We start from the raw sequence: 20,440 nt of genomic DNA on the forward strand, positions 1-20,440 counted from the left end.
CTCAGGACGCGTCTGCGGCCATCTCGGCGTCGTGAGCGATCAGCGACACCAGAGCGTTCTGTTGACGGTGAGACAGCTGACGGAAGCGTTGCAGCAGTTCACGCTCGTGCAGCGAAAGCTCAGGGCTGTCCAGGCGCATGCTCAGCTCTTCGCCCAGTGCACCTTCCTGAATAAGACTCTGCTCAAGGCGTGCAATGATTTCGGAGTTCATGCTGCGATGATGATTGCGAGCCACCTCGGCAATGCGTTCACGCATCCCGTCTGGCAGACGTACGACGAACTTGTCAGCCGTACGGCTGGAATAAATTGCCTGTTTCAATGGGCGCATATATTTAACCGGTTAGTTCAGGGGAGCGGTTCTCGGAATTGGCCGCAGGATGTGTGGTAGGACAAGCATCCGCGCCAAATGGTTCAACCTGAATTGTTAAGAGGCCCGCATCATGCCTCAAAATTGCCAGATCATTGGCGTCAATTCTGTGACAAATATTGAGCTGGGTAAAGGCGTAATGCCAGCACCAATTATCAGAAATGCGGACTGGTTGGAAAACTTTGCCTTGGCCCGCATCAATGACCGCTTCCTGATGCACATCAGTTGATGCCCGAAGGCTTCAGAACGTGCATGCTATGCGGCTTTCTATCCTTGTTTCCTTACCTGTACAGGATAGTGGCAATTTGCCGATTTACTAGGGGCAGACACGTTCCGGAGGGTGTTTTCAGGATGGATGGCAGGCTTATTTATCTGATGGGGCCTTCCGGATCGGGCAAGGACAGCCTGATCGAAGCGGCGCGTGAGCCGCTACGGGCGATGAATTGCGAAATCATTCGCCGGGTGATTACCCGATCAGCGGAGTCGGTGGGTGAAGACGCCGTCGGCGTCACGCCGCAAGAGTTCGATCAGCGCGAGCGTGACGGCGATTTTGCCCTCGCCTGGCACGCCAACGGCCTCGCGTATGGCATCCCGATAGAAATGGACGAATGGTTGCGCGCCGGTCGTCATGTGCTGGTGAACGGCTCGCGCGCCAATCTGCGTGACGCGCTGACACACTATCCGACGCTGATCCCGGTGCTGCTGACGGTGAAGGATGAAGTATTGCGCGAGCGCCTGGTGCGGCGCGGTCGAGAGACCTTTGAGCAGATCGATGCGCGGCTTGCGCGTAACGCGTTATTCAAGGACCGGCGAACCAGCGATCTGCCTGTTCATCTGATCGACAATTCAGGTGCTCTGGTGGATGCCGTCAATCAATTACTGGACTTGATCCGGCTCAACGCAACACCGGATCGAACTTGATCCTGCGTCCGGCGACCAGTGCCAGTGCGAACAACACCGCAAACACGCCGCAGCCAACCAGGGGCAGGGTGATTTCGGTTTCCTCGAACAGCGAAAAATGCACGACGCCACTCAATAAGGCGAGGATCAGAAATCCTGCGGCTGATTTGGACATGCTGTACTCCTGAAGATATTTCAAAAAACCAGATGTTCGGTGTCGCGCGTCGGCAGTGCTTGCTCAGGCTCATTGACTGCCTGCGCCGCGAAGTCGCTCTGATCGCTCAACACCGCCCACTGCGGTGCTTTCTGCACCTGCAAGTAATGCGGCATACGCTGAGCCACCGGTTCAGCACTCTCGGGAACAAAATGAAAGCCAACCAAAACCGCGAGAGCGATTGCGTTTGCAAGCAGGAGAGTGCTGTTCATGGGGCGGACTCCGTTTGTTCTGTTATGTGAACAGACAAAGCAGCCGTCGTGCCAACAGTCTAACCGCTGTTAAGTCCTTTAAAAACAAGCATTTGGAAGGGTTTTTCAGCAGGCTCAGGTTGCATTCTGCAATGATGGCTTTTTGCGGCAGTGCAAATTGCACGGTAAATCATCCCGCAAGGTTGCAGGGCGCCTGCCTACACTTAAAAAGCCCACGGACGACATGACAAATAGAGGGCTGGCCGTTAACATGCTCGCCGTCCGTCGCGCCGCATCCGGCCGTGACAACTCAGTGTCTCAGTAGCTCAATTGGATAGAGCATCCCCCTCCTAAGGGGAAGGTTGCAGGTTCGAACCCCGCCTGGGACACCAATAAACACAGGCCTTTCGTGACTTATGGGCTACCTAGATTGCCTCTCATGGGGGCAAGGTGGGTGCACTAAGGTTCCGAGTTATGGCAAAAAGCCTCGCTTAGGTAATGCTATGCGGGGCTTTTTATCTTTGAGTCACCTATAAAAGGGCACGAAGCCCACCAAAAGTAGAGGGTCTTATGGAGCTGCGGGACTATGCGGTTGTTGTAGGGGGGATTGCAGGCGTTGCAGGGTTTGTACTATCTCTGATCACCCTCTTGATGAAGGGGGGGGAGAATCGTCGAACCATCCGATCACAGCTCACGGATGTGCTGTCGCGGTTAAACACCGTCAACGCGGAGTCTAGAAAATTTCGGATTGAAACGGCTGATAAGAAGCTAACGCCCGAAATCAGTGGGATGTTTAGTTTCCACAACGACCAAAGGAGTTTTCTTGTTGGCCAGGCCACATATCTGGTTGAGCAAATTCCGAAGCATGTATCCAATTCCGAGTTTGCGGTTATTGCTAGAGCCTTTGGTAGCTTCGGTGATCATGAGAAAGCCTGCCATTACTGGGAAAGGTGCCTGAGTTGTGCCAAGAGCGATTACGCAAAAGGCCTTCATTCCAGGGGCTTTGCGGGCTATCTATTCGATCAAGGGTATTACGATCTAGCTCGTCAAAAATTTGAGGAGAGCATCTCTTTCACTTCTGGAAGTGATGATAGAAACACACATACTCGCGGGGAAACCTTTCATCGTTGGGCGCTAGCAGCGCGGGCTGCGCATTTTTACGATGAGGCAGAGCATTTATTGGTTAGATCAAAACTAGAGTTTAATCGTGTTCAATCAGTGCAACTGAAAAATCATGGCATTCAATTAGTTGAATGCACACCTGCCCTGTCGATGTTGGGGGCAACCACGACGGAATAGGGAAAATTTAAGGGCGTGTCATCGTGAAGATAACCGCTCTTTGATTTTTAGAACTGTGGTGGTCGAACAGTTGGCGTGCCGAGCAGTTGCACGAATGCCCAGGCCCGCGTCGAGGAGTTCCGTAACTCTTTTGTGCATATCCTCGTCTACCGGCCGACCCTGGTACTTGCCGGCAGCTTTCGCCTTCTCGATGCCCTGCGCCTGGCGTTCGCGGCGCTGCTCGTAGTCCTTGCGCGCTATCGCCGCCATCATTTCCACCAGCATCAAATTGATCGCGCCCAGCATCCGGCCGGTGAATTCGTCGCCCTTGGTGACCTGCATTCCTTGGTGACTGGTCGGCAGGTCCAGCGCGACGATGCGTAGGCCCTTGGAGTCGATCGCAGACTTGAGCTTCTGCCAATCTTCCACAGGAAGGCGCGAGAGGCGGTCTATCGACTCCACCAGCAGTACGTCACCCTTGCGCGCATCTTTCAGCAAGCGCAGCAGCTCAGGCCGATCTGCCGACGCGCCGCTGGCGTTCTCCAGGTACACGCTTGCGATCACTTTGTTGTGGTCGGTGGCGAATTGCTCGAGCGATGCCCGGGCGCGGCCGGCGTCCTGCTCTTCGGTCGATGCTCGGAGGTATGCGCGGATGAACATGATGTTCTGTCCGTATCAGTTAAGGTGCACCTCAGGTGGTACACGAAACGGGACGGAATGGGACTGAAATAAATGGTTTTGCGGTCGAGAAATCGGGATTTTCGTTGCAGTAAGTGCGCAATAGGCAAAGTGATACACGGCTGAGTTTTCAGCCCAGTCAATCATCCTGCGGAGCAGGTTGGGAAAATGCCGGGGAGTTGCGGGACCTCCTAAATCTGAGGAACTCTCCCAGTGGGGGAAGTTGAGCCACCCCAACCCCCATTGGGGGATGGACCTGTCATCCCATTCTGGTAGGGCAGGTGTCGCGACACGTTTTGCTGGATCTGAAAACGTGTCGCGTACTTGGTGCGTCCAGATTTGGACGTATTCCCTCGGTGGGGGAGCATCGCCGATGCCTGCTCCGGCCTGCTGTCAGGCTGGTGTTCGTTAGAGTCAATAGAATGGATTTGGCCCCAAGGGTGGTATCGGAGTCTGTACGTTGTGCAAATCTCTTATGAGCGCTTGAAGCTGAGATGAGTAATCAGTCCCAGGGCCTAAATTAAAATGTAATCGAGTGTTCAGCTCTGTTGGAAGAACAACAGTGCTGCCTGACTGGCGCACGATCGGGATAAATTTTGAGGTTCCAACGTTCCTCATTAGCTCGCCTGTAACCATCGTATGCTCATATCCAACACCTCCCTGTCTGCCAAGTGCTCTTTCTACATAAGCTTCCGTGCAGATAACCAAAACGCGATCAGCTTCTCGGATAGACCTTTCCATAAAGCCGGCGAGGTCTTCGCCTCCGCGCACGTGCCATTGATCAAGGGTCGCGTCTATTCCATTTGATCTGAGCGTTCCAGCCAATGATGCAACCCACTGACGATGCTCTGGCGAATCCCACGAATAGGAGATAAAAACTTTGGGTGGGCGAGGCTGAGGTGGGAGTTGGGCACGATTTAGAAGGTTAGCCCTCGTCAGCACATCAACAAGGTCAATATCCTTTATTGCCCAATGAGTTCTACAATGTTCAAGGTTCCTAGTGTTGACATCAAGGTCGTGGTAGATGGTTCTCAGTACTGATTGGGGAATCGGAGCCACTGCCGGATCTACAGCGAGAGTTATACGAAGCTCGTGATGTAACTGTTGTATTTCCGTTATACGTCCGACCCTGGCCGGTAGGTCGCGGAAGTCCTCGTAGGCGAATAGAGTTGGCATTTGTTTAAGCTGCTGTACCGCATCTTGGGAAAGACTCTCGAATCTATTCCTAAGCATCTGGACAGTGTGCTCGAGGTATCTACCAGTAGAGATAGACCAAGTAGGACTATTCCAATCATCTTCTCCAGCCGTCATCAGTAGGTTGTACATAAAATCTTCCTTGAGCTCGATGGTGTCGTTGGTATGGAAGAACGTGAGACATGAGAGAGTCTGGAGAGCTTAGCCAATGAAAGTCGGGCATGCTTTCAATCCTTATGGGAAGGGGGGAAGGCCCTGGGGCTGCTCTGCGCTCGCAGGAACAGCATCGCAGTCGTATGATTGCCCACGCAGACACACACGAGCTCTTGCTCTGTGCTTTCAGAGACTCCTCAGCATTGGATGCCGATCATGCAGCCCCCTCCAATTCTCTATAAATACACCTCCTCGTCTACCGCCTTCCTGGTCTTGGAAAATTCAAAGCTTCGTTGGTCTAGCCCACTGCTTTTCAATGACATAGCTGAATTCCAGCGGATGCCGCGATTTCATCCGCGGGTAGCAGACTCTTATCAATTACTATCTGAGGCAATCCTTTCCGCGGTATTTGAAAATAAAGATCTCGACGAGGCGAGATTAACGCAACAAACACTTTCGCTCTTGAATCTCGTTAGGTGGATGGCAAGTAAGGGGCATTCGCGAGAGGATATGTTGAACTATTTATCTGGCGAAGTTGCTGATGCCGATCAAATTATCGATGCGTCTCTTCGAGAATATGTGGATGAGCTAGGGCTTGGTACTGCAAGAGTTTTATGCGTCACTTCTGAGAATGACAATAATGCAATGTGGGGGAATTACGCAGAGAATCATGCTGGCTGCGTTTTCGGATTTCGACACATTGCCGAGCTTTCTACACCTCTTCTTGCTGCTACGCAGGTGTCTTATTCTGCAGACCCACCCGTTGTAGGTACAGGGCTTGATTTTTTGCTTTACGGGGACACTCTAGACCTCAGAAGACGTACGTTTCATGCAATCTGTTATACCAAAGATCAATCTTGGGAGTATGAACGTGAGTGGCGTGTTGTTGCGTGGCGGAAAAATGAGGCGGGCAAGCAGGTTGGTGATTACCTCTTCTATCCTGAGGAGTTAGAGTCAGTGACGCTTGGCGCGCGTGCGACGGACGAAACCGAAAATCGAGTTCGCCATCTAGTCTCTCAAAAATACCCGTCCGCTTGTCTTTATCGAATGTCGCTAATAGGCGGAAAGCTAGAGCGACTATCGGTGCAAGTTAAATGATAAATTCCTAGCGTGTAAACTCACGAAGGGAGATGTACTCAAAGTTGAGTACATCAAAGCTCAGTTGTCGATCATTGAAGGGTCGTCGCGAGGAAGCGCTCAACATCATCAATCATGCCTTTTACGTCCGCAGCTGTGAACTCCTCTGGCTTTCCGTGGGCGGCACTGTTACGGATTGCAGCCAAAGCGGTGATCCGTTTTTTCTGACTGGCGTTGTATGCGCCGGCCTTAGCCAGGTCATCGTTCATTTTGTTGAGGCTGCCGTGCTCTAGCTCATTGGCAGAACACAGATCGCGTAAAGTCGTTTCGAGCACAACTCCGGCAATGACTGCTGCGGCTGTTGCGTAGCCCGACTTGAGGAGTTCTTCCGCTTGCTCGAGTTCGCTGCTGAATACTTCGGCCTGAACGAGATTGCGAACGGTGTTGAGGTAGCCGCCCTCAAAATCTTCTTTGGCTGCCAGAAAAACGGCTTTCAACCGTTTGAGCGCGTTGTACTCTGTGCCATAGATCCCAACCTCACCCGCTTCTAAGAAGGCAACCATATGCGGCGACGCCTCACCGCAAGCCTTGCGCATCAACTCTCTCGCCTTCACTTTCCAGTTCAATAGCAAGTTGGAGTCGACTTCCATTACCGATGAGCCGGATAAGGGGAGAGCTTCTAGCCTCTTAGTAGCTTCAATATCCGCCAGCTGAGCTTCAAGTTCACCGAACCGCTTCGCGAACAGTTTCGTCATTCCGAATTCCTTTTTTTAATCGTTTGGCTTGGCTTGGCTTGGCTTGGCTCGGGAGCAGTGGAAGCAGGCCGCCGATAGCCGGCGGCCTATCGTGCCGCATTAACCTCTAGCATCGCGCCCCGGCTCATCCTCCGCGACCCTGAAGCGCCAGTATCGATCAGGTTTAACCCATACAACCGTTTCCGGAGTTAATTTACGGAAGGCGGCCAGTACTGCCTTGCCGATGACCTGATTTCCGTCTGCATTCTCAGTTAGGAGATCTTCACGCTTAGCCTTCACCAAATAATCAACTACATCGTCTTGATAAAGGCATGAGTCCCGATGAATCAGTTCCAGCATCCAACCTGCAACTGTCTCTGCGTCCATTCACTGCACCGCTTGCACAGCGTGCTCGAGAGTGTCGATGTGAAAAATTCCTTGCTCGAGCTTTTTCCCAGCAAACCACTGACACGTCAGATGTTTACCATTCTCACTTTTGACAGACATATCCGGACCGCCGGATTTCAGCTTTACGACATCGCCAGTCTTGAATCCGTTATTGCTCATGATCACTCCTTTCCTTAGAAAATGTATGCTGCATCTCAAACATACGCATGATTGCAAATAGCCACAAGGCAGAGATCAAAACGGCCCGCTGCACCCAAAACTTCACACATCGCGATATCTCACCGCGAGAGCGGTGTGACGTGTTGCTTTTGCCTGAAGCGGGAGATGAACGCAAAGCGGAGTGCATGGGTGAGATGCGCGGATTTCTGCTCACATCTTTTCCAAGCTCTTGGTTTGCTCAGATTTGAGCACGCCGCCAATGATTCAGCTTTGGCGTATCCAACTATTTCGATTTGGGAAATAGGGACGCTAGAGTTTGCGCGACTTCTACAAGCTGATTTTTTTCGAGTTGCATTTTTTCAATTTCAATAGTTGTCTGGCCTTTTTCGAGTATATGGTTTCGCTCAGTGTCAGATAAGGCGCCGATGACTTTCAATAAAATTTCACTATTGTTGTGTCGCAGTGCGGCCAGTAAAGCCATGTGTTTTGACTCTAGGTTTGTTAGCTCGTTCTGGAAGTACTTTATTTCGGAAAGTCCGACTTTGTAGAGCTTTAGAAAGAAGTATGCAAAAACTTCAATGAATATTACTAATGTAAGCCTAGGCAGAAAATTCATGGCGTACAGTAACGGCTCGGTAAGAACTTGTTCGTTCTTTAGTATGAAGTATACAAGTGCTAATAAACCGGCTGTGGTGGTGAAAACGCCTAGTATTAAATTTAGGTTTCCTCTCCTTCCGAGCGCTTCAATCTCACGGCTTAGCCTGCTTGAGGATGTTGCGTGCGCTTGGTTAAGTTTTGACTCGGCCTTTTCTAAGCTGAAGTCGGCTAAATGGTCCGCCCTAAATTTTGCTAGTAGTTCACTCCCAGCTTCGAGTTCGATTTTTCGTTTAAGTGTCTCCGTTAGGTTCTCAAAAGAAGCATTGTCTGCTTCTAGCATTGAAGCTATACGACCTACTTTTGCTTTGAGGTCTTCTATGTCGTCGAATATTGCGCTTTTATCATTGATATTGTCTGGGGTTGAGATGTTTAAAGGCTTTAGTTTGTTGAAGGATACCCAGTGTTCTTCGCTTGTTTTGAAGCCGGTTTGTAAATACCAGTAGAGGAAATTTACAAGTCCTGCTATTGAAAGTATCGAGGACAATACTGTGATGGCGCTAACGGAAAAAGTGGTAGCGAATGGCGAGCTGAATATTATGGCTCTACCGACAAAATAAAAAATTAAACCAGCAGCGATAGGTCCCACTGAATATACAAGTCGTAATCTCAGTTGTTTTTCCTCTCGAAGCTTTAGTCGCTTGTATTCTTTTTCCTGGAGTTCATTAATGTCCATATCACGATCTCAATCGGCACGTAGAGGCATTTTGTCATGACTTCAGAAAAATTAGCTAGAGATAGGCATCTTTGGAAGGGATAAGTCACACAGATCGATTCGCTGGGAGGGGGGATCTGATAATTTGCGGTCCGATGCGGGAGGAATGGCACTCCCTTTAAGTCCGCGTATCTCCGGGGGGAAATTATTTTGCACCCTTTCTCTTGCGTGACTGCTAACGATGATCCATTATTGATCTGTCGTGACTGCTAACGGAGGTTGTTGTGAAGAAAGAAGAACCGAAAGGACCGCTATCTGCGGCCGATCGCCAGAGGATCTACAAAGAGCGTCAGCGCGAAGCTGGTTTTAGGCAAACAACCGTATGGATTCACGGTGAAACCGAGGAGGAGGGTAGGCAGGCAGCCCGGGATGGCAAGCCACTCAAGCCGATGGGAACGAAAGACCCAATGAGCTGGGCGGCAGGATGGATAAGCGAGAAGGGTAAGCAGTAACGATTGAAGCGGTGGCTCAGATTGAGTCATCAGAGAAGAGGTGCCAGGCCGCTGCGTCAACAGCGGCCCGGCGATCACACGACGATACTTTGAGGTTCCCGTCATGCAATTCAAACAGAATACCATCCAAATTTTGGACGCGCACGGGCAGGTCACCACCATGGTGCTGCCGGCCAACATCAAGCTGACTCAGTTGGCACCACTGAAGATCCTCGGCGATATCAGCGTGAAGGTTCTGCCAGGCGCTGCTCCATTCCGCGGGATCTGCGTAGGGGGTGTGCAATGAGCCAGCCAACCGCTCGTATCGCCGACGAAGCCCTTGAGCTTTTGCGCGCCACGCACGAACGCATCAGCAATATGCGGGTGCTGTTCAACGCCATCACGAAGGACCTGAAGCACGGCAAGTCACACGATATCGAAGAGTTGGCCAGCCTCGGCAGCTTCCTTGGCTACTACTGGGCGAACTACGTCGACAGCGAAGTTGAGCAGATGCAGAAGGCGCTCGACGCGGCGGAGGTGGTCCAATGAGCGCCGCCATCAAATCTCGGGACGATCTGAGTTTCACTATGCGAGACGGCGAGGGGCGGTTCATCAACTGGCCAAGGAACAATCCTGGCGTGGCGGCCGATTGGCAGAAGGGTATCGACTTCTTCGAGTGCGAGGTGCGAGACCTGGCGAACCATGACGAAACTGAAGCGTTCAACGCCATCCGGTTTGCCCTTTTCGGGATGGGCGGCAGTACCACCACTCGCCACTTGTTCGCACTCTCCCGCTCAGCCCGTGCTTCGTCTTGGCGGGCGTCCAGTGCGTCCCGGAGGCGCTTCGTCTCGTCGCCGTCTAGGTAGCGGACCAATCCCATCGAATCGTTCTTGAGGGCTTTGAGTCTATCCATCGGATGGGCGTCGATGTAATCCCATTCAACGGCTCTGCTGAATACGCCGCTGATCGAGCCCATTTTGCGGTTGACCGTCGACGGCTTGTTGCCCGACTGCATCCAACCCGTACGGATCTGGTCCAGGTCGCGGCCGGTGATGGCATCGAGGCGCTGTGACATGATCGCGTCGAAGTTGCAGTTCAGGGTGTGTTGGGTCTTCTCGTGGCCTTCGTGGTGCGTCTTGAACCACGGCATATAGGTGTCTTCGATGAACTCCCGCAGAGAGGGTAGGGCGGTTCCTCTACGCTTTTGGGTAACGGCAAGTGGTTCGCCCAGCGCTCGAGCTTCTGCGAGATACTGAGTTGCTTCGGTCCTGGCTTGGTCTAGGGTGAGAATGCCAACTCGCCCTAGTGTCTTCTTGCGGCCGCGGGCCCAGGACACAACGTACGATTTTGCGCCGGCCGCAGTTACTCGAACGAATAGGCCGGTGACGGTGGTGTCGTGAACCTCATATTCGCTGCCAGTGACCTGCAGCGATGTAAGCAGTTTTGCTGTTAGCTTCTCTTTCAATTTGTTCCAATGGGTGCATGGTGGGTGCAAAAAGAACTATACGGCGTCGTATTTATGGACACGCCGGACGATTAGCCCAATAAACGAAGGGTTCGGCAGGCTGGCTGGTGGCTCTAATGACCCTCCTAAGGGGAAGGTTGGCAGTTCGAACCTGCCCTGGGACACCATATTTCACTGGCTTAACTTCCAGCTTGGTTACATCGGGTCGTTCTCCATAGCGGCTTTCCGGTTTCCGCTCCGTCCCTCTCCCTGGTAATAGGAAAAAGATTGCGCGGGCCTGACCCTAGCGGTCCTTCGCCCTTCTTGTTGCATCTTCAATTGGAAAGTGATTCGGCGTGATCAGGCGTCTTGTCGCTTCCTTCATCGGAATGCTCGAAAAACCCGAAATCGCGGTTCGGAGAGGGCGGTAAAACCTGTACTCTTGTCGGTTTTGAAGGGTTGGCCCGTTAACGGGGGGACTTGATCCTTTTGATCCGGCATCGGAAATGTTCCATATGAGTAGTTCGACAGACCTTGCAATCCTTCCTGCCAACACGCGCAGATACGGCGACGTTGACCAGCAGAAATCCGCTGGCGTCATTTACACGCCTGCGGATTTTGCTGCCTTCGTGGCCGATCAGATGGTTTCGCTCGCAGAATTTCCCGCACAGGGTGAAATCCGTGTTCTGGATCCTGCGGTTGGCGATGGTGCTCTGCTCGAGGCGCTGCTCATGCGCATGCCGACAGACATCCTGAATCGGATAAGGGTTGTCGGCTATGACACAGATCCCGGCGCTGTGGCGCGTGCATACGTTCGACTGCGCAAGGTCTTCCCGGAGGTTTCTTTGCTGATCGAAGAAAAGGATTTTCTCGATCATGTGTTGAGTCTGAGTGGCGGTGCGAATCTTTCATCCAGTGCTGCGCAGGCGCCAATGCCTTTCGATCTGGTGATCGCCAATCCGCCTTATGTTCGTACCCAGATCATGGGGGGCGAGCAGGCTCAGCAATTGGCGCAAAGATTTGGTCTGACTGGTCGAGTGGACCTGTATTACCCTTTCCTGTTGGGCATTTCCCAGGTTCTGACCGAGGGCGGCGTGGCCGGGGTCATAACCTCCAATCGCTTTATGACGACCAAGTCAGGGCAGGCCGTTAGGCGAGCTCTGCTGTCGCAATTCAAGATCGATCACGTCTGGGATTTCGGCGATACCAAGCTGTTTGATGCGGCGGTGTTGCCCGCTGTTCTGTTGGCCAGGGGAATAAAAGCGCCATCGGATCAAAGTGTTGGAGAGATTGCCTTCTCGACGATTTATGAATGCAAGGAAAACGCCTTGATTCACGCGTCGGACGTGTTTGAGGCGCTGGCGATGAGTGACAACACTATTGTGTCGACTCCGGACGGGCGGAATTTTTCAGTTCGTCATGGTCTGCTGGAAAACGGTGATCACGCTGAAGGCGTATGGCGTATTTCAACGGAAACCGGCGATCAGTGGCTGGCCACGGTCAGTGAAAACACCTGGAACACGTTTCGTCGGATCGGCAAGATCCGCGTGGGAGTGAAGTCCACCGCTGACAAAGTGTTTGTTCGTAGTGACTGGTCAGACTTGCCAGGTGGTCGTCCCGAACTTCTTCGCCCGCTGATCACTCGTCATTGTGCGCGTCAGTTCAAGGCCCGTGTCCCGAGCCAGGCCAAACACATGAAGGAGATCATGTACCCACATGAAGCGACGTCGGGAGGGGGGCGCAAGGCTGTTGATCTGAGCTTGTATCCCTTGGCTGCGCGTTATCTCAAGGGGCATCGTGATGTGCTGGAAGCCCGTAGTTACCTGATAAAAGCAGGCCGGGCCTGGTACGAACTGTGGGTGCCTCAGGATCCGGCTGCCTGGTCATCGCCAAAGATTGTCTTTCCGGATATATCCGAGAAGCCGACCTTCTGGATGGATACCGAGGGTGGCATCGTCAATGGCGAGTGTTACTGGATCCAGTGTGAGCGAGAGGACGAGAACGATCTGCTCTGGCTGGCCCTGGCGGTGGCTAACTCGACGTTCATCGAGTCATTCTACGATCATCGTTTCAATAACAAGCTTTACGCGGGTAGACGGCGTTTCATTACGCAGTACGTTGAACAGTTTCCTTTGCCCGATCCGGCCCGAAAGGAAACCCAGGCGATCATTGCGCTGGCCAAGGCGATTCATGCAGAACTGCCGTCGAGCGCGGCAGATCAGATGATTTCTGAACTGAACGCGCTGGTCTGGCAGGTGTTTGGATTAAATGTCGAGGAAGATCCGGCGTAGTGGTATCTGGATTTTTCCGTTTTTAACCTTGCCTTCAAATTGGCGGAAGCGGCTGAAAAAGTCTGCGCCAGTGACCACCATTAAATGTGTCAAGGTTACGTTGGCACCATCGGTAGTGGCATAAAAAACGGCATACCGGGTATCACAGTGGCGGGGGTGGAAGTCTCCCACTTGTTTGATGTCCAGAGGCCCTTCGCTGCTGGGCAGGACCAGGCCGAGATCAAGCGTGCGGGATGTCTGTAATTTTACTTCCAGAATCTGGTGGCGGACGTCCGGAAACCGCCCATTATCCTCGTAACTGCTGTAGCCAAGCTGTTCGCAGATCAGTCGGTGGAGGGCTGCGCCGCGATTGCGCTCCTGGGTGGGTCCTGGATCGCGAAAATACCTGCCAATCAGGGGGGCCAGGCGAGTAAAGATTTCGCTGATCGGCAACAGCATTCCGCTTTCTGGCTCTTGGACAGGACTTGTCGAGGGCGCGAACTTCAAACCTGCCTGGACATGCTTTTGAATCGGAGGCGTGTCGCATTGCGAAACAAGTTCCTTTGGCGAAGACCCGACTTCAAACCCTGCCTGAAATTTGGTCGTAACGGTGCCTGTTGTATCCAGTAGTGCCAGTTCTTGCCCGTTTGCAACTTTTACGCCGTCTACCATGCCCTGTTCATTGACGCGAATGATCGCGTAGCGACGGGAAGGGGACAGCTGTTCGTTATAGATCTGCAGGTTTTGAGCGCCCTGGACATAAACATCGAGTTGCTGCCCTGTGAAGCGCGGCTGTTTCCTCTTGAACGACTTTGGAGCGGGATAACCAAGCGCTTCGCACACGTGCGTCTTTGCCAATTTGGCGCGAGTCTTTATCGGAAGATCCGCCCAGCACAGTCCCTGCAAACCTTCGTTCAACAGTGCTTCGAGTTGCTCGGTGGGAATCCAGTAATCCGCATCACCCACTTCAACAGGGCAGTAAATATCCATGCCTGATGATGAAATGGCGGATTTGTAGTCGTCATGGTGCTTGGGGTGCATCTAATGCTCCTTGCTTCAGCAACTCCGAAACGCGGCTCTTGGCATCATCGGAACAATGGGTAATGGCGGCACATCTTTTCTTACAAATGACTGTAAGGCTACAGACTTTGAGCAGTATCCGCAGCAGTTGGCGCTCTCCGCCGAGGCACAGTGCCAGCACGCATGAGGAATCTTGAGCGGATTGCTTAAGAGAACGCCGCGACTGGCCGATAACTCAATCGGCGACTTCAGACTCGCGCGAAATCGCTTGATAGCCTTTGGCCTCCAGCTATCATCTGCGCGCCTGAAATCTCCCGCGGTTCACCTACTTCAATTGCCTGGAAATCCTCGATGCTGTCGTATCACCAAAAGAGTTTTCTGATCGTCGATGATTTCTCGGATTTCCGCAGTTCCGTGCGTTCGATGCTGCGTGAGCTGGGGGTCAAGGATGTGGACACCGCCGATACCGGCGAGCAGGCGCTGAAGATGTGTGCGCAGAAGTCCTACGATTTCATCCTGCAGGATTTCCATCTCGGCGACGGCAAGAAGAACGGCCAGCAGGTGCTCGAAGACCTGATGTCGGAAAAGCTCATCAGCCATGAAGCGGTGTTTGTCATGGTGACGGCCGAGACCAGTCAGGCGATGGTGCTCAGTGCCCTGGAGCACGAGCCGGATGCGTACCTGACCAAACCGTTCAACCGTTCCGGCCTGGCGCAGCGTCTGGAGCGTCTGGAGCAGCGCAAGACGTTGCTCAAACCGATTCTGCAAGCCCTTGATCGCGGTAAGCCGGTCGAGGTGCTTAATGCCTGTATTGCGCTGTGCAAGCAGGACATCCGCTATTCGCCGCTGTGCCTGCGTTATCGCGCCGATGCATTGCGCGACATGAACCAGAACGAAGCCCTTGAGCGCCTTTACGACAGCATCATTGCCGACCGGCCGTTGCCGTGGGCGTTTGCCGGGTTGGGCAAGTTGCTGTTCAAGCGCGGGCAGGTGGCGCAGGCCAAGGGCGTCTATGAGAAAGCGCTGAAAGTGTTTCCGATGATGCCGGCGTTGTACGACGGCATGGCCGATGTGCTGGTCGCCGAAGGCGATACCAAAGGCGCGCAGCGGGTGCTGGAAGAGGCGATCCGGTTGTCGCCGCTGGCGGTGCGTCGGCAAGCGTTGCTCGGCAAACTGGCAATGGCCAACGAAGACTTCGACACCGCCTCGCGCGCTTATCGGCAAGCGGTGGCGCAGGGCGCGCAGTCGCGGTTCAAGGATCCGGAAAGCAACCTTGGTCTGGCCCATGCGTTGATCAGCAAGGGCAGCGAGCGCGGTCTCGACACCCGCACGCGGCTGGAGATCAACACCACCCTCAGCGCGGTGGCCAAGGAGAACCCGACCGACCCCGGCCTGCAGATTCGTGCGCGCCTGATGAAGGCCACCAGCCTGTTGCTCAACGACGCGGAAACCGCTGACAAGCTCACCGAGCAAGCGCTGATGCGTCTGGACGGCATGGAGCAGTTCATGAGTCCTGAAGCGGCGCTGCTGGTCGCCAAGCAGCTGCAGATGCTCGGTCAGGCCGAAGCCGGCACGTCGATGCTCAAGAGCTGCGCGGAAATCTATGGTGATGATCCGGCGGTGATGAAAGACATTGCCAAGCTCACCGACGACCCGACTATCCTCAGTTCGAGCAACGCCGCCGCTGACCTCAACCGTCAGGGCGTGCGTGTGTACAAGACCGGCAACCTGGTGGAGGCCCGCGAGGTGTTCCGCAAGGCGCTGAAGATGCAACCGAAGAACATCAGTATCGCGCTGAACATGGCCCAGTCGCTGCTGCACGGCACCGACACCAATGTGCCGTCGGCGGAGCTGGAAGAATGTCGGGCCTGCCTGAAAATGGTCGGCCTGATGCCCGACACCGACGCGCGTTATGCGCGTTATCAGAAGCTGAAAAGCAAGGCGTTTGGCGAATGAACCAAGACGAGCACGCGCTGGATTTCTCCACGGTGATTGCCTCCACCGTTCACGACATGAAGAACTCGCTGGCGATGCTGATGCAGGCCCACAGCCAATGGCTGGCGCGCTTGCCTCAAGCGCAGCGCAGCGGGGCAGAGCAGGGCGTGATCGACTTCGAGTTCGCCCACCTCAACGGCATGCTGGTGCAGTTGCTCGGGCTGTATAAGCTCGGCGTCAACCAGATGCCGCTGCAACCGGCGTATCACGAGCTGGATGATTTCATCGAGGCGCAACTGGCGGCGCATCAAGAGGTGTTCGCCAGTCGCGGCATTATCGCCACCTATGAAGTCGATCCGCTGAGCCCGCTGGGGTTCTTCGATCGCGAATTGGTGGCGTCGGTGTTGGGCAACTGCATCAACAACGCCATTCGTTATGCCCGCGAGTCGCTGCTGATTACCGTCAGCGACGAGGCCGGGCAACTGGTGTTGAGCATCAACGATGACGGCGACGGTTACCCGGCCGAGATGCTCGAGCGCCAAGCCGATTATGTGCAGGGCATCAATCACGGCAGCGGCAGCACCGGCCTGGGCCTGTATTTCGCTAACCGCATTGCTGCTTTGCATCAGCGCAATGGCGTGGTCGGGCATACCGAAATCAGCAACGGCGGGCCGTTGGGTGGCGGGGTGTTCAGCCTTTATCTGCCGTGACCCGGATTTTTGTTTGACGCTGCTTGATATTCCGAACAGCCGGAGCCTATTTTGTACGGGTCGCCGTTCGCGGCTCGCACAATAACAAGGATTGCGTCATGACAACCGATGGCCAGCGTTCACTCGCGCAGCGACTGACCGGCATTGATGAGATTGAGTGCGTCACGCCGGATTTGAATGGCGTGCCGCGAGGCAAGGTGATGACCGCCGAGGGTTTTCTCGAAGGGCGGCGTTTGCAGATGGCGCGGGGAGTGCTGTTGCAATGCATCATGGGCGGTTATCCAGCGGCGCGGTTTTACGGCAGTGATGACGGCGACCTGGCGCTGGTGGCCGAGCCGAGCATGATCCATCCCCTGCCATGGAGCGACGAGCCGCGTGCCCTGGCCATCTGCGATGCCGATGAACTGAGTGGCGAAAGCTCCAATCTGTCGACCCGTGGTCAACTCAAGAAAGTTATCGCTCGTTACGCCGCTCGCGGTCTGGCACCGGTCGTGGCGACCGAACTGGAATTCTTTGTCTTCGCGCCGAACACCGATCCAACCCAGCCGTTCCGTCCGCCGGTTGGCTTTGACGGGCGTCGCGAGGATGGCCAGTCGGCGTTCAGCGTCAGTTCCAATAACGGTCTGCGGCCGTTCTTCAGCGAAGTCTATAAATGCATGGCGGCCCTCGGTCTGCCACGCGATACCTTCATGCATGAGATGGGTGTCAGCCAGTTCGAGATCAATCTGCTGCACGGTGATCCGCTGTTGCTGGCCGACCAGACGTTCCTGTTCAAGCACCTGCTCAAGGAAGTCGCGCTCAAGCACGGCCTGAGTGTGGTGTGCATGGCCAAGCCGCTGGCGCATACGCCGGGCAGTTCGATGCACATTCACCAGAGCCTCGTCGAGATCGCCACCGGCAAGAATGTGTTCAGCGACGAGAGCGGCCAGCCGACCGCGATGTTCCGCCATTTCATCGGCGGGCAGCAGGCGGGCATGGCGGATTTCACGGCGCTGTTTGCACCGAATGTGAACTCCTATCAGCGCCTGTGCCACCCGTTTGCGTCGCCGAATAACGCCTGCTGGTCCCACGATAACCGCGCCGCAGGGCTGCGGATTCCGGCCAGTTCGCCGGTCGCTCGTCGGGTCGAAAACCGGTTGCCGGGGGCCGACGCCAACCCCTATCTGGCCATCGCCGCCAGTCTGGCCGCCGGTTTGCATGGCATCGAGCATGAACTCGAACCGACCGAAGCGATTCAGGGCGAGTTCGAGGTGCCGGATAATCTTTCGCTGCCGTGTACCTTGCATGCCGCACTCGAGCGTCTGAAACGTAGCCAATTGGCGAGGGAACTGTTCGGACAAGAGTTCATCGAAGGCTACATCGCTTCGAAGACCATGGAGTTGACCAGTTTCTTTGACGAAATCACTCCCTGGGAACGGCGTGTTCTAGCAGCCCAGGCCTGACGTACTGTCGCCACCGGGCTATCGTTTTGATAGTCCGGTCTTTACTGCAAGGAGCCGCTCGGAACGCCGATGCGCCAAATCTGGAAATCCTTTCGAGCGCTGTATTTCGCCTCGCTGATGATGTTGATCGGCTCGGGCCTTCTATCTACTTATCTGGCGTTGCGCCTGGCGGCCGACGATGTCGACGGACTGTGGGTCGGTGCGCTGATGGCTGCCAACTATTTTGGCCTGGTGCTGGGCGGCAAGATCGGTCACCGCTTGATCGCCCGGGTCGGGCATATCCGCGCGTACTCGGCGTGTGCCGGGATCGTCGGCGCGGCGGTGCTCGGGCATGGTCTGGTCGACTGGCTGCCGGCGTGGCTGGTGCTGCGGACCATCGTCGGCCTCGGCATGATGTGCCAGTACATGGTGATCGAGAGCTGGCTCAATGAGCAGGCCGACGCCAACCAGCGTGGCCTGGTATTCAGCGGTTACATGATCGCTTCGTATCTGGGGCTGGTGCTGGGGCAACTGATTCTGGTCATGCACCCAGGCCTGGGCCTGGAACTGTTGATGCTGGTCGCGCTGTGTTTCGCCCTGTGTCTGGTGCCGGTGGCGCTGACTCGGCGAATTCACCCGGCGCCGCTGCATCCGGCGCCGATGGAACCGCGCTTCTTTATCAAGCGCGTGCCGCAGTCGTTGAGTACGGTGCTGGGGGCCGGTCTGATCATCGGTTCGTTCTACGGTCTGGCGCCGCTGTATGCCTCGCAGCAGGGGCTGTCGACCGAGCAGGTCGGTCTGTTCATGGGTAGCTGCATTTTCGCCGGGCTGCTGGTGCAGTGGCCGTTGGGCTGGTTGTCCGACCGCTATGACCGGGCGCTGCTGATTCGTTGCTTTGCCGGGTTTCTCGCGGTGGCGGCATTGCCGTTGGCGATCCTGCCGCAGGTGCCGCTGGAGGTGCTGTTCGTGGTCGGCTTCCTCTGTTCGCTGGTGCAGTTCTGTCTGTATCCGCTGGCCGTGGCGTTCTCCAATGACCACGTCGAAGGTGATCGCCGGGTGTCGCTGACGGCGATGCTGCTGGTGACCTACGGGGTTGGCGCAAGTATCGGCCCGCTGCTGGCAGGTGTGCTGATGAAACTGTTCGGCAGCCAAAGTCTGTATGCGTTCTTCAGCTTCTTTGCACTGGTGCTGGTGTGGCGCATTCGTCCGAAAGCGGTGACCAATCTGCACCAGGTCGACGACGCGCCGCTGCATCACGTGGCGATGCCGGACAGCATGTCCAGCTCGCCATTGGTCGCCGCGCTTGACCCGCGGGTGGATGAGCAGGTGGTGCAGGAGCAGATGCAGACGACGGTGACGCCTGAGCCTGAGCCGGACAAAGAACCTGAATCTGAGCCCGTTGCAAGCCCGGATGACGGCAGCGATAAACCTGCTCCGGACATCAGTGGTGCCAGGCCCTGACAGTTGAGCTGGGATGGAAATCAGTGGCGAGGGGATTTATCCCCGTTGGCTGCGAAGCGGCCCTGAAACCCGCAAATCACATCTTTACGACGCTCTGCGCTGAATGGTCCTACGCCTGCTACGCAGTCGGACGGGGATAAATCCCCTCGCCACAGAATGTCTTGCCGAGCATTCATTCAGCGCAAAAAAAAGGGCAGTCCCGCCAAGGACTGCCCTTTTTCATTGTGCGTTCGACTCAGAGGTCGTCTTTATCGAAACGCCGTGCCTCACGCTGCAACTGGTACACGAAGCGCTCGACATTACGCGCCGCCGGGCCGCTGATGTTGTGGAAGCGCAGGCCGGCGAAGGTGATGTTGAGTTTTTCTTCGAAGTGCAGATAGCGCAGTTCGACGGAGGTCGGCTGGTTGCCGAACAGCGGCGGAGCGATCAGCCGGTCGTAGACCTGGCCCAGTTGCAGGCGGTCAGTGATGTCACCTTCGAAACGCAGCTTGCAGCCGGTCGCGGAGATATCCAGCAATTTGCCGTTGATTGGCGCCTTGAGCTTCTCGCCGCCCAGTTCGACGCTGACCAGATCGGTCAGTTTCAGCGCGGCGCGAAAGGCATTGCGGCGCTGGTGGTAAACCACTTCGGTGGGCAAGTCGCCAGTGTAGAAACGGTCGCCATCGGACTCTTCGATGTTCAGCCTGCCGGTGCATTCCCAGGCAATGCGCACGCCTTCGTGAAAGCCTTCGACCTTGAACGGCTCGCCGGCCAGCAGGAAGCGTTCGCCATCGCGCGGGATCATCTCGTCTAGGGCGATCGAGGCGCTGTCGCGGTCAACCTTGATCAAATAACTCTGGAAGCGCTGGCTGCGTTCATGGAAGGTGATGATCAGTGGATCATGACTCTCTTGCAGTTGGCGCAGGTTGCTGGAGATTTCCAGGGGCGTGGTCAGCACCTTTGGTGGCTGCGGAGCATCATCCGCGCTTAGGGCGTTTGGCACGTTTTCTCAATCTCCAGACAAAATTTGACGATGACTAGCCAGCA

General features: G+C 55.1%; 22 protein-coding genes, 1 tRNA gene and 1 pseudogene. 12 read left to right on the plus strand and 12 right to left on the minus strand.

Going from position 1 to position 20,440, the window contains the following annotated elements; genetic code table 11:
- Nucleotide 1: 1 nt before the first annotated feature.
- On the minus strand, nucleotides 2-328 hold the full coding sequence (locus K5Y35_RS14940; RefSeq protein WP_003178899.1) for an Arc family DNA-binding protein: 327 nt from the start codon (nucleotides 326-328) through the stop codon (nucleotides 2-4).
- Nucleotides 329-718: 390 nt separating this feature from the next.
- Between K5Y35_RS14940 and phnN the strand changes: the two genes are divergently transcribed.
- On the plus strand, nucleotides 719-1,288 hold the full coding sequence (phnN, locus tag K5Y35_RS14945; protein WP_186748718.1) for a phosphonate metabolism protein/1,5-bisphosphokinase (PRPP-forming) PhnN: 570 nt from the start codon (nucleotides 719-721) through the stop codon (nucleotides 1,286-1,288).
- Here phnN and K5Y35_RS14950 read toward each other — a convergent pair.
- Both K5Y35_RS14950 and K5Y35_RS14955 read right to left on the minus strand, forming a co-directional pair.
- Entirely contained in the window at nucleotides 1,263-1,442 is a 180-nt protein-coding gene (locus K5Y35_RS14950; RefSeq protein ID WP_123466986.1) for a PA3371 family protein, read from the minus strand. The genes phnN and K5Y35_RS14950 overlap by 26 nt on opposite strands.
- A gap of 20 nt (nucleotides 1,443-1,462) precedes the next feature.
- Nucleotides 1,463-1,693, minus strand: coding sequence for a hypothetical protein (locus K5Y35_RS14955; RefSeq protein WP_222832259.1), 231 nt, complete (start codon nucleotides 1,691-1,693; stop codon nucleotides 1,463-1,465).
- Between the two features lie 294 nt (nucleotides 1,694-1,987).
- Between K5Y35_RS14955 and K5Y35_RS14960 the strand changes: the two genes are divergently transcribed.
- Nucleotides 1,988-2,064: transfer RNA gene (locus tag K5Y35_RS14960), tRNA-Arg, on the plus strand.
- Between the two features lie 178 nt (nucleotides 2,065-2,242).
- On the plus strand, nucleotides 2,243-2,971 hold the full coding sequence (locus K5Y35_RS14965) for a tetratricopeptide repeat protein (protein ID WP_222832260.1): 729 nt from the start codon (nucleotides 2,243-2,245) through the stop codon (nucleotides 2,969-2,971).
- An 18-nt stretch (nucleotides 2,972-2,989) separates the two neighbouring features.
- Here K5Y35_RS14965 and K5Y35_RS14970 read toward each other — a convergent pair whose 3' ends face one another.
- Together K5Y35_RS14970 and K5Y35_RS14975 are read right to left on the minus strand one after the other, a co-directional pair.
- Nucleotides 2,990-3,610, minus strand: a complete 621-nt coding sequence (locus K5Y35_RS14970; RefSeq protein WP_222832261.1) for a recombinase family protein — start codon at nucleotides 3,608-3,610, stop codon at nucleotides 2,990-2,992.
- Nucleotides 3,611-4,042: 432 nt separating this feature from the next.
- Nucleotides 4,043-4,954, minus strand: a complete 912-nt coding sequence (locus tag K5Y35_RS14975; protein WP_222832262.1) for a toll/interleukin-1 receptor domain-containing protein — start codon at nucleotides 4,952-4,954, stop codon at nucleotides 4,043-4,045.
- A 237-nt stretch (nucleotides 4,955-5,191) separates the two neighbouring features.
- Here K5Y35_RS14975 and K5Y35_RS14980 point away from each other — a divergent pair, with 237 nt between their 5' ends.
- The gene (locus K5Y35_RS14980) at nucleotides 5,192-6,073 is read left to right on the plus strand and encodes a DUF2971 domain-containing protein (RefSeq protein WP_222832263.1); all 882 of its coding nucleotides are present in this window, start codon (nucleotides 5,192-5,194) and stop codon (nucleotides 6,071-6,073) included.
- Nucleotides 6,074-6,144: 71 nt separating this feature from the next.
- Here K5Y35_RS14980 and K5Y35_RS14985 read toward each other — a convergent pair whose 3' ends face one another.
- The 4 genes from K5Y35_RS14985 to K5Y35_RS15000 form a co-directional block, all read right to left on the minus strand.
- A complete protein-coding gene (locus K5Y35_RS14985) occupies nucleotides 6,145-6,807 on the minus strand; it encodes a DUF4145 domain-containing protein (RefSeq protein WP_222832264.1) in 663 nt (220 codons plus the stop codon).
- Nucleotides 6,808-6,906: 99 nt separating this feature from the next.
- Nucleotides 6,907-7,173 (minus strand): DUF6953 family protein, encoded by a 267-nt coding sequence (locus tag K5Y35_RS14990; RefSeq protein ID WP_222832265.1) that lies wholly within the window; start codon nucleotides 7,171-7,173, stop codon nucleotides 6,907-6,909.
- Nucleotides 7,174-7,353, minus strand: coding sequence for a YodC family protein (locus K5Y35_RS14995; protein ID WP_222832266.1), 180 nt, complete (start codon nucleotides 7,351-7,353; stop codon nucleotides 7,174-7,176).
- Between the two features lie 283 nt (nucleotides 7,354-7,636).
- The gene (locus K5Y35_RS15000; RefSeq protein WP_222832267.1) at nucleotides 7,637-8,683 is read right to left on the minus strand and encodes a hypothetical protein; all 1,047 of its coding nucleotides are present in this window, start codon (nucleotides 8,681-8,683) and stop codon (nucleotides 7,637-7,639) included.
- Nucleotides 8,684-8,946: 263 nt separating this feature from the next.
- On the opposite strand from K5Y35_RS15000, the gene K5Y35_RS15005 reads away from it, so the two are divergent.
- The 3 genes from K5Y35_RS15005 (at nucleotide 8,947) to K5Y35_RS15015 (ending at nucleotide 9,702) form a co-directional block, all read left to right on the plus strand.
- Complete coding sequence (locus K5Y35_RS15005; protein WP_222832268.1) at nucleotides 8,947-9,174, plus strand: hypothetical protein; 228 nt, start codon at nucleotides 8,947-8,949, stop codon at nucleotides 9,172-9,174.
- 103 nt (nucleotides 9,175-9,277) lie between these two features.
- The gene (locus tag K5Y35_RS15010; RefSeq protein ID WP_222832269.1) at nucleotides 9,278-9,460 is read left to right on the plus strand and encodes a hypothetical protein; all 183 of its coding nucleotides are present in this window, start codon (nucleotides 9,278-9,280) and stop codon (nucleotides 9,458-9,460) included.
- Nucleotides 9,457-9,702, plus strand: a complete 246-nt coding sequence (locus tag K5Y35_RS15015) for a hypothetical protein (protein ID WP_222834505.1) — start codon at nucleotides 9,457-9,459, stop codon at nucleotides 9,700-9,702. The genes K5Y35_RS15010 and K5Y35_RS15015 overlap by 4 nt, the downstream gene beginning before the upstream one ends.
- Before the next feature lie 730 nt (nucleotides 9,703-10,432).
- Here the strand turns inward: K5Y35_RS15015 and K5Y35_RS28240 are convergent.
- Nucleotides 10,433-10,648: pseudogene (locus K5Y35_RS28240) on the minus strand (integrase); the annotation flags it as partial.
- Between the two features lie 464 nt (nucleotides 10,649-11,112).
- Here K5Y35_RS28240 and K5Y35_RS15025 point away from each other — a divergent pair.
- Entirely contained in the window at nucleotides 11,113-12,888 is a 1,776-nt protein-coding gene (locus K5Y35_RS15025; RefSeq protein WP_222832270.1) for an Eco57I restriction-modification methylase domain-containing protein, read from the plus strand.
- Here K5Y35_RS15025 and K5Y35_RS15030 read toward each other — a convergent pair.
- A complete protein-coding gene (locus K5Y35_RS15030; RefSeq protein WP_222832271.1) occupies nucleotides 12,862-13,908 on the minus strand; it encodes a restriction endonuclease in 1,047 nt (348 codons plus the stop codon). The genes K5Y35_RS15025 and K5Y35_RS15030 overlap by 27 nt on opposite strands.
- Before the next feature lie 330 nt (nucleotides 13,909-14,238).
- Here K5Y35_RS15030 and K5Y35_RS15035 point away from each other — a divergent pair, with 330 nt between their 5' ends.
- The 4 genes from K5Y35_RS15035 (at nucleotide 14,239) to K5Y35_RS15050 (ending at nucleotide 19,414) form a co-directional block, all read left to right on the plus strand.
- On the plus strand, nucleotides 14,239-15,843 hold the full coding sequence (locus K5Y35_RS15035) for a tetratricopeptide repeat-containing response regulator (protein ID WP_222832272.1): 1,605 nt from the start codon (nucleotides 14,239-14,241) through the stop codon (nucleotides 15,841-15,843).
- Entirely contained in the window at nucleotides 15,840-16,532 is a 693-nt protein-coding gene (locus K5Y35_RS15040; RefSeq protein ID WP_222832273.1) for a sensor histidine kinase, read from the plus strand. Before K5Y35_RS15035 ends, K5Y35_RS15040 begins: the two co-directional genes overlap by 4 nt.
- A gap of 200 nt (nucleotides 16,533-16,732) precedes the next feature.
- The gene (locus tag K5Y35_RS15045) at nucleotides 16,733-17,974 is read left to right on the plus strand and encodes a glutamine synthetase family protein (RefSeq protein ID WP_222834463.1); all 1,242 of its coding nucleotides are present in this window, start codon (nucleotides 16,733-16,735) and stop codon (nucleotides 17,972-17,974) included.
- A gap of 69 nt (nucleotides 17,975-18,043) precedes the next feature.
- Entirely contained in the window at nucleotides 18,044-19,414 is a 1,371-nt protein-coding gene (locus K5Y35_RS15050) for an MFS transporter (protein WP_123466965.1), read from the plus strand.
- Between the two features lie 235 nt (nucleotides 19,415-19,649).
- Here K5Y35_RS15050 and K5Y35_RS15055 read toward each other — a convergent pair whose 3' ends face one another.
- Nucleotides 19,650-20,396, minus strand: a complete 747-nt coding sequence (locus K5Y35_RS15055) for a flagellar brake protein (RefSeq protein ID WP_123466963.1) — start codon at nucleotides 20,394-20,396, stop codon at nucleotides 19,650-19,652.
- Between the last annotated feature and the right edge of the window lie 44 nt (nucleotides 20,397-20,440).

This window comes from Pseudomonas sp. SC3(2021), assembly GCF_019856535.1.
Classification (GTDB): Bacteria; Pseudomonadota; Gammaproteobacteria; order Pseudomonadales; family Pseudomonadaceae; genus Aquipseudomonas; species Aquipseudomonas monsensis.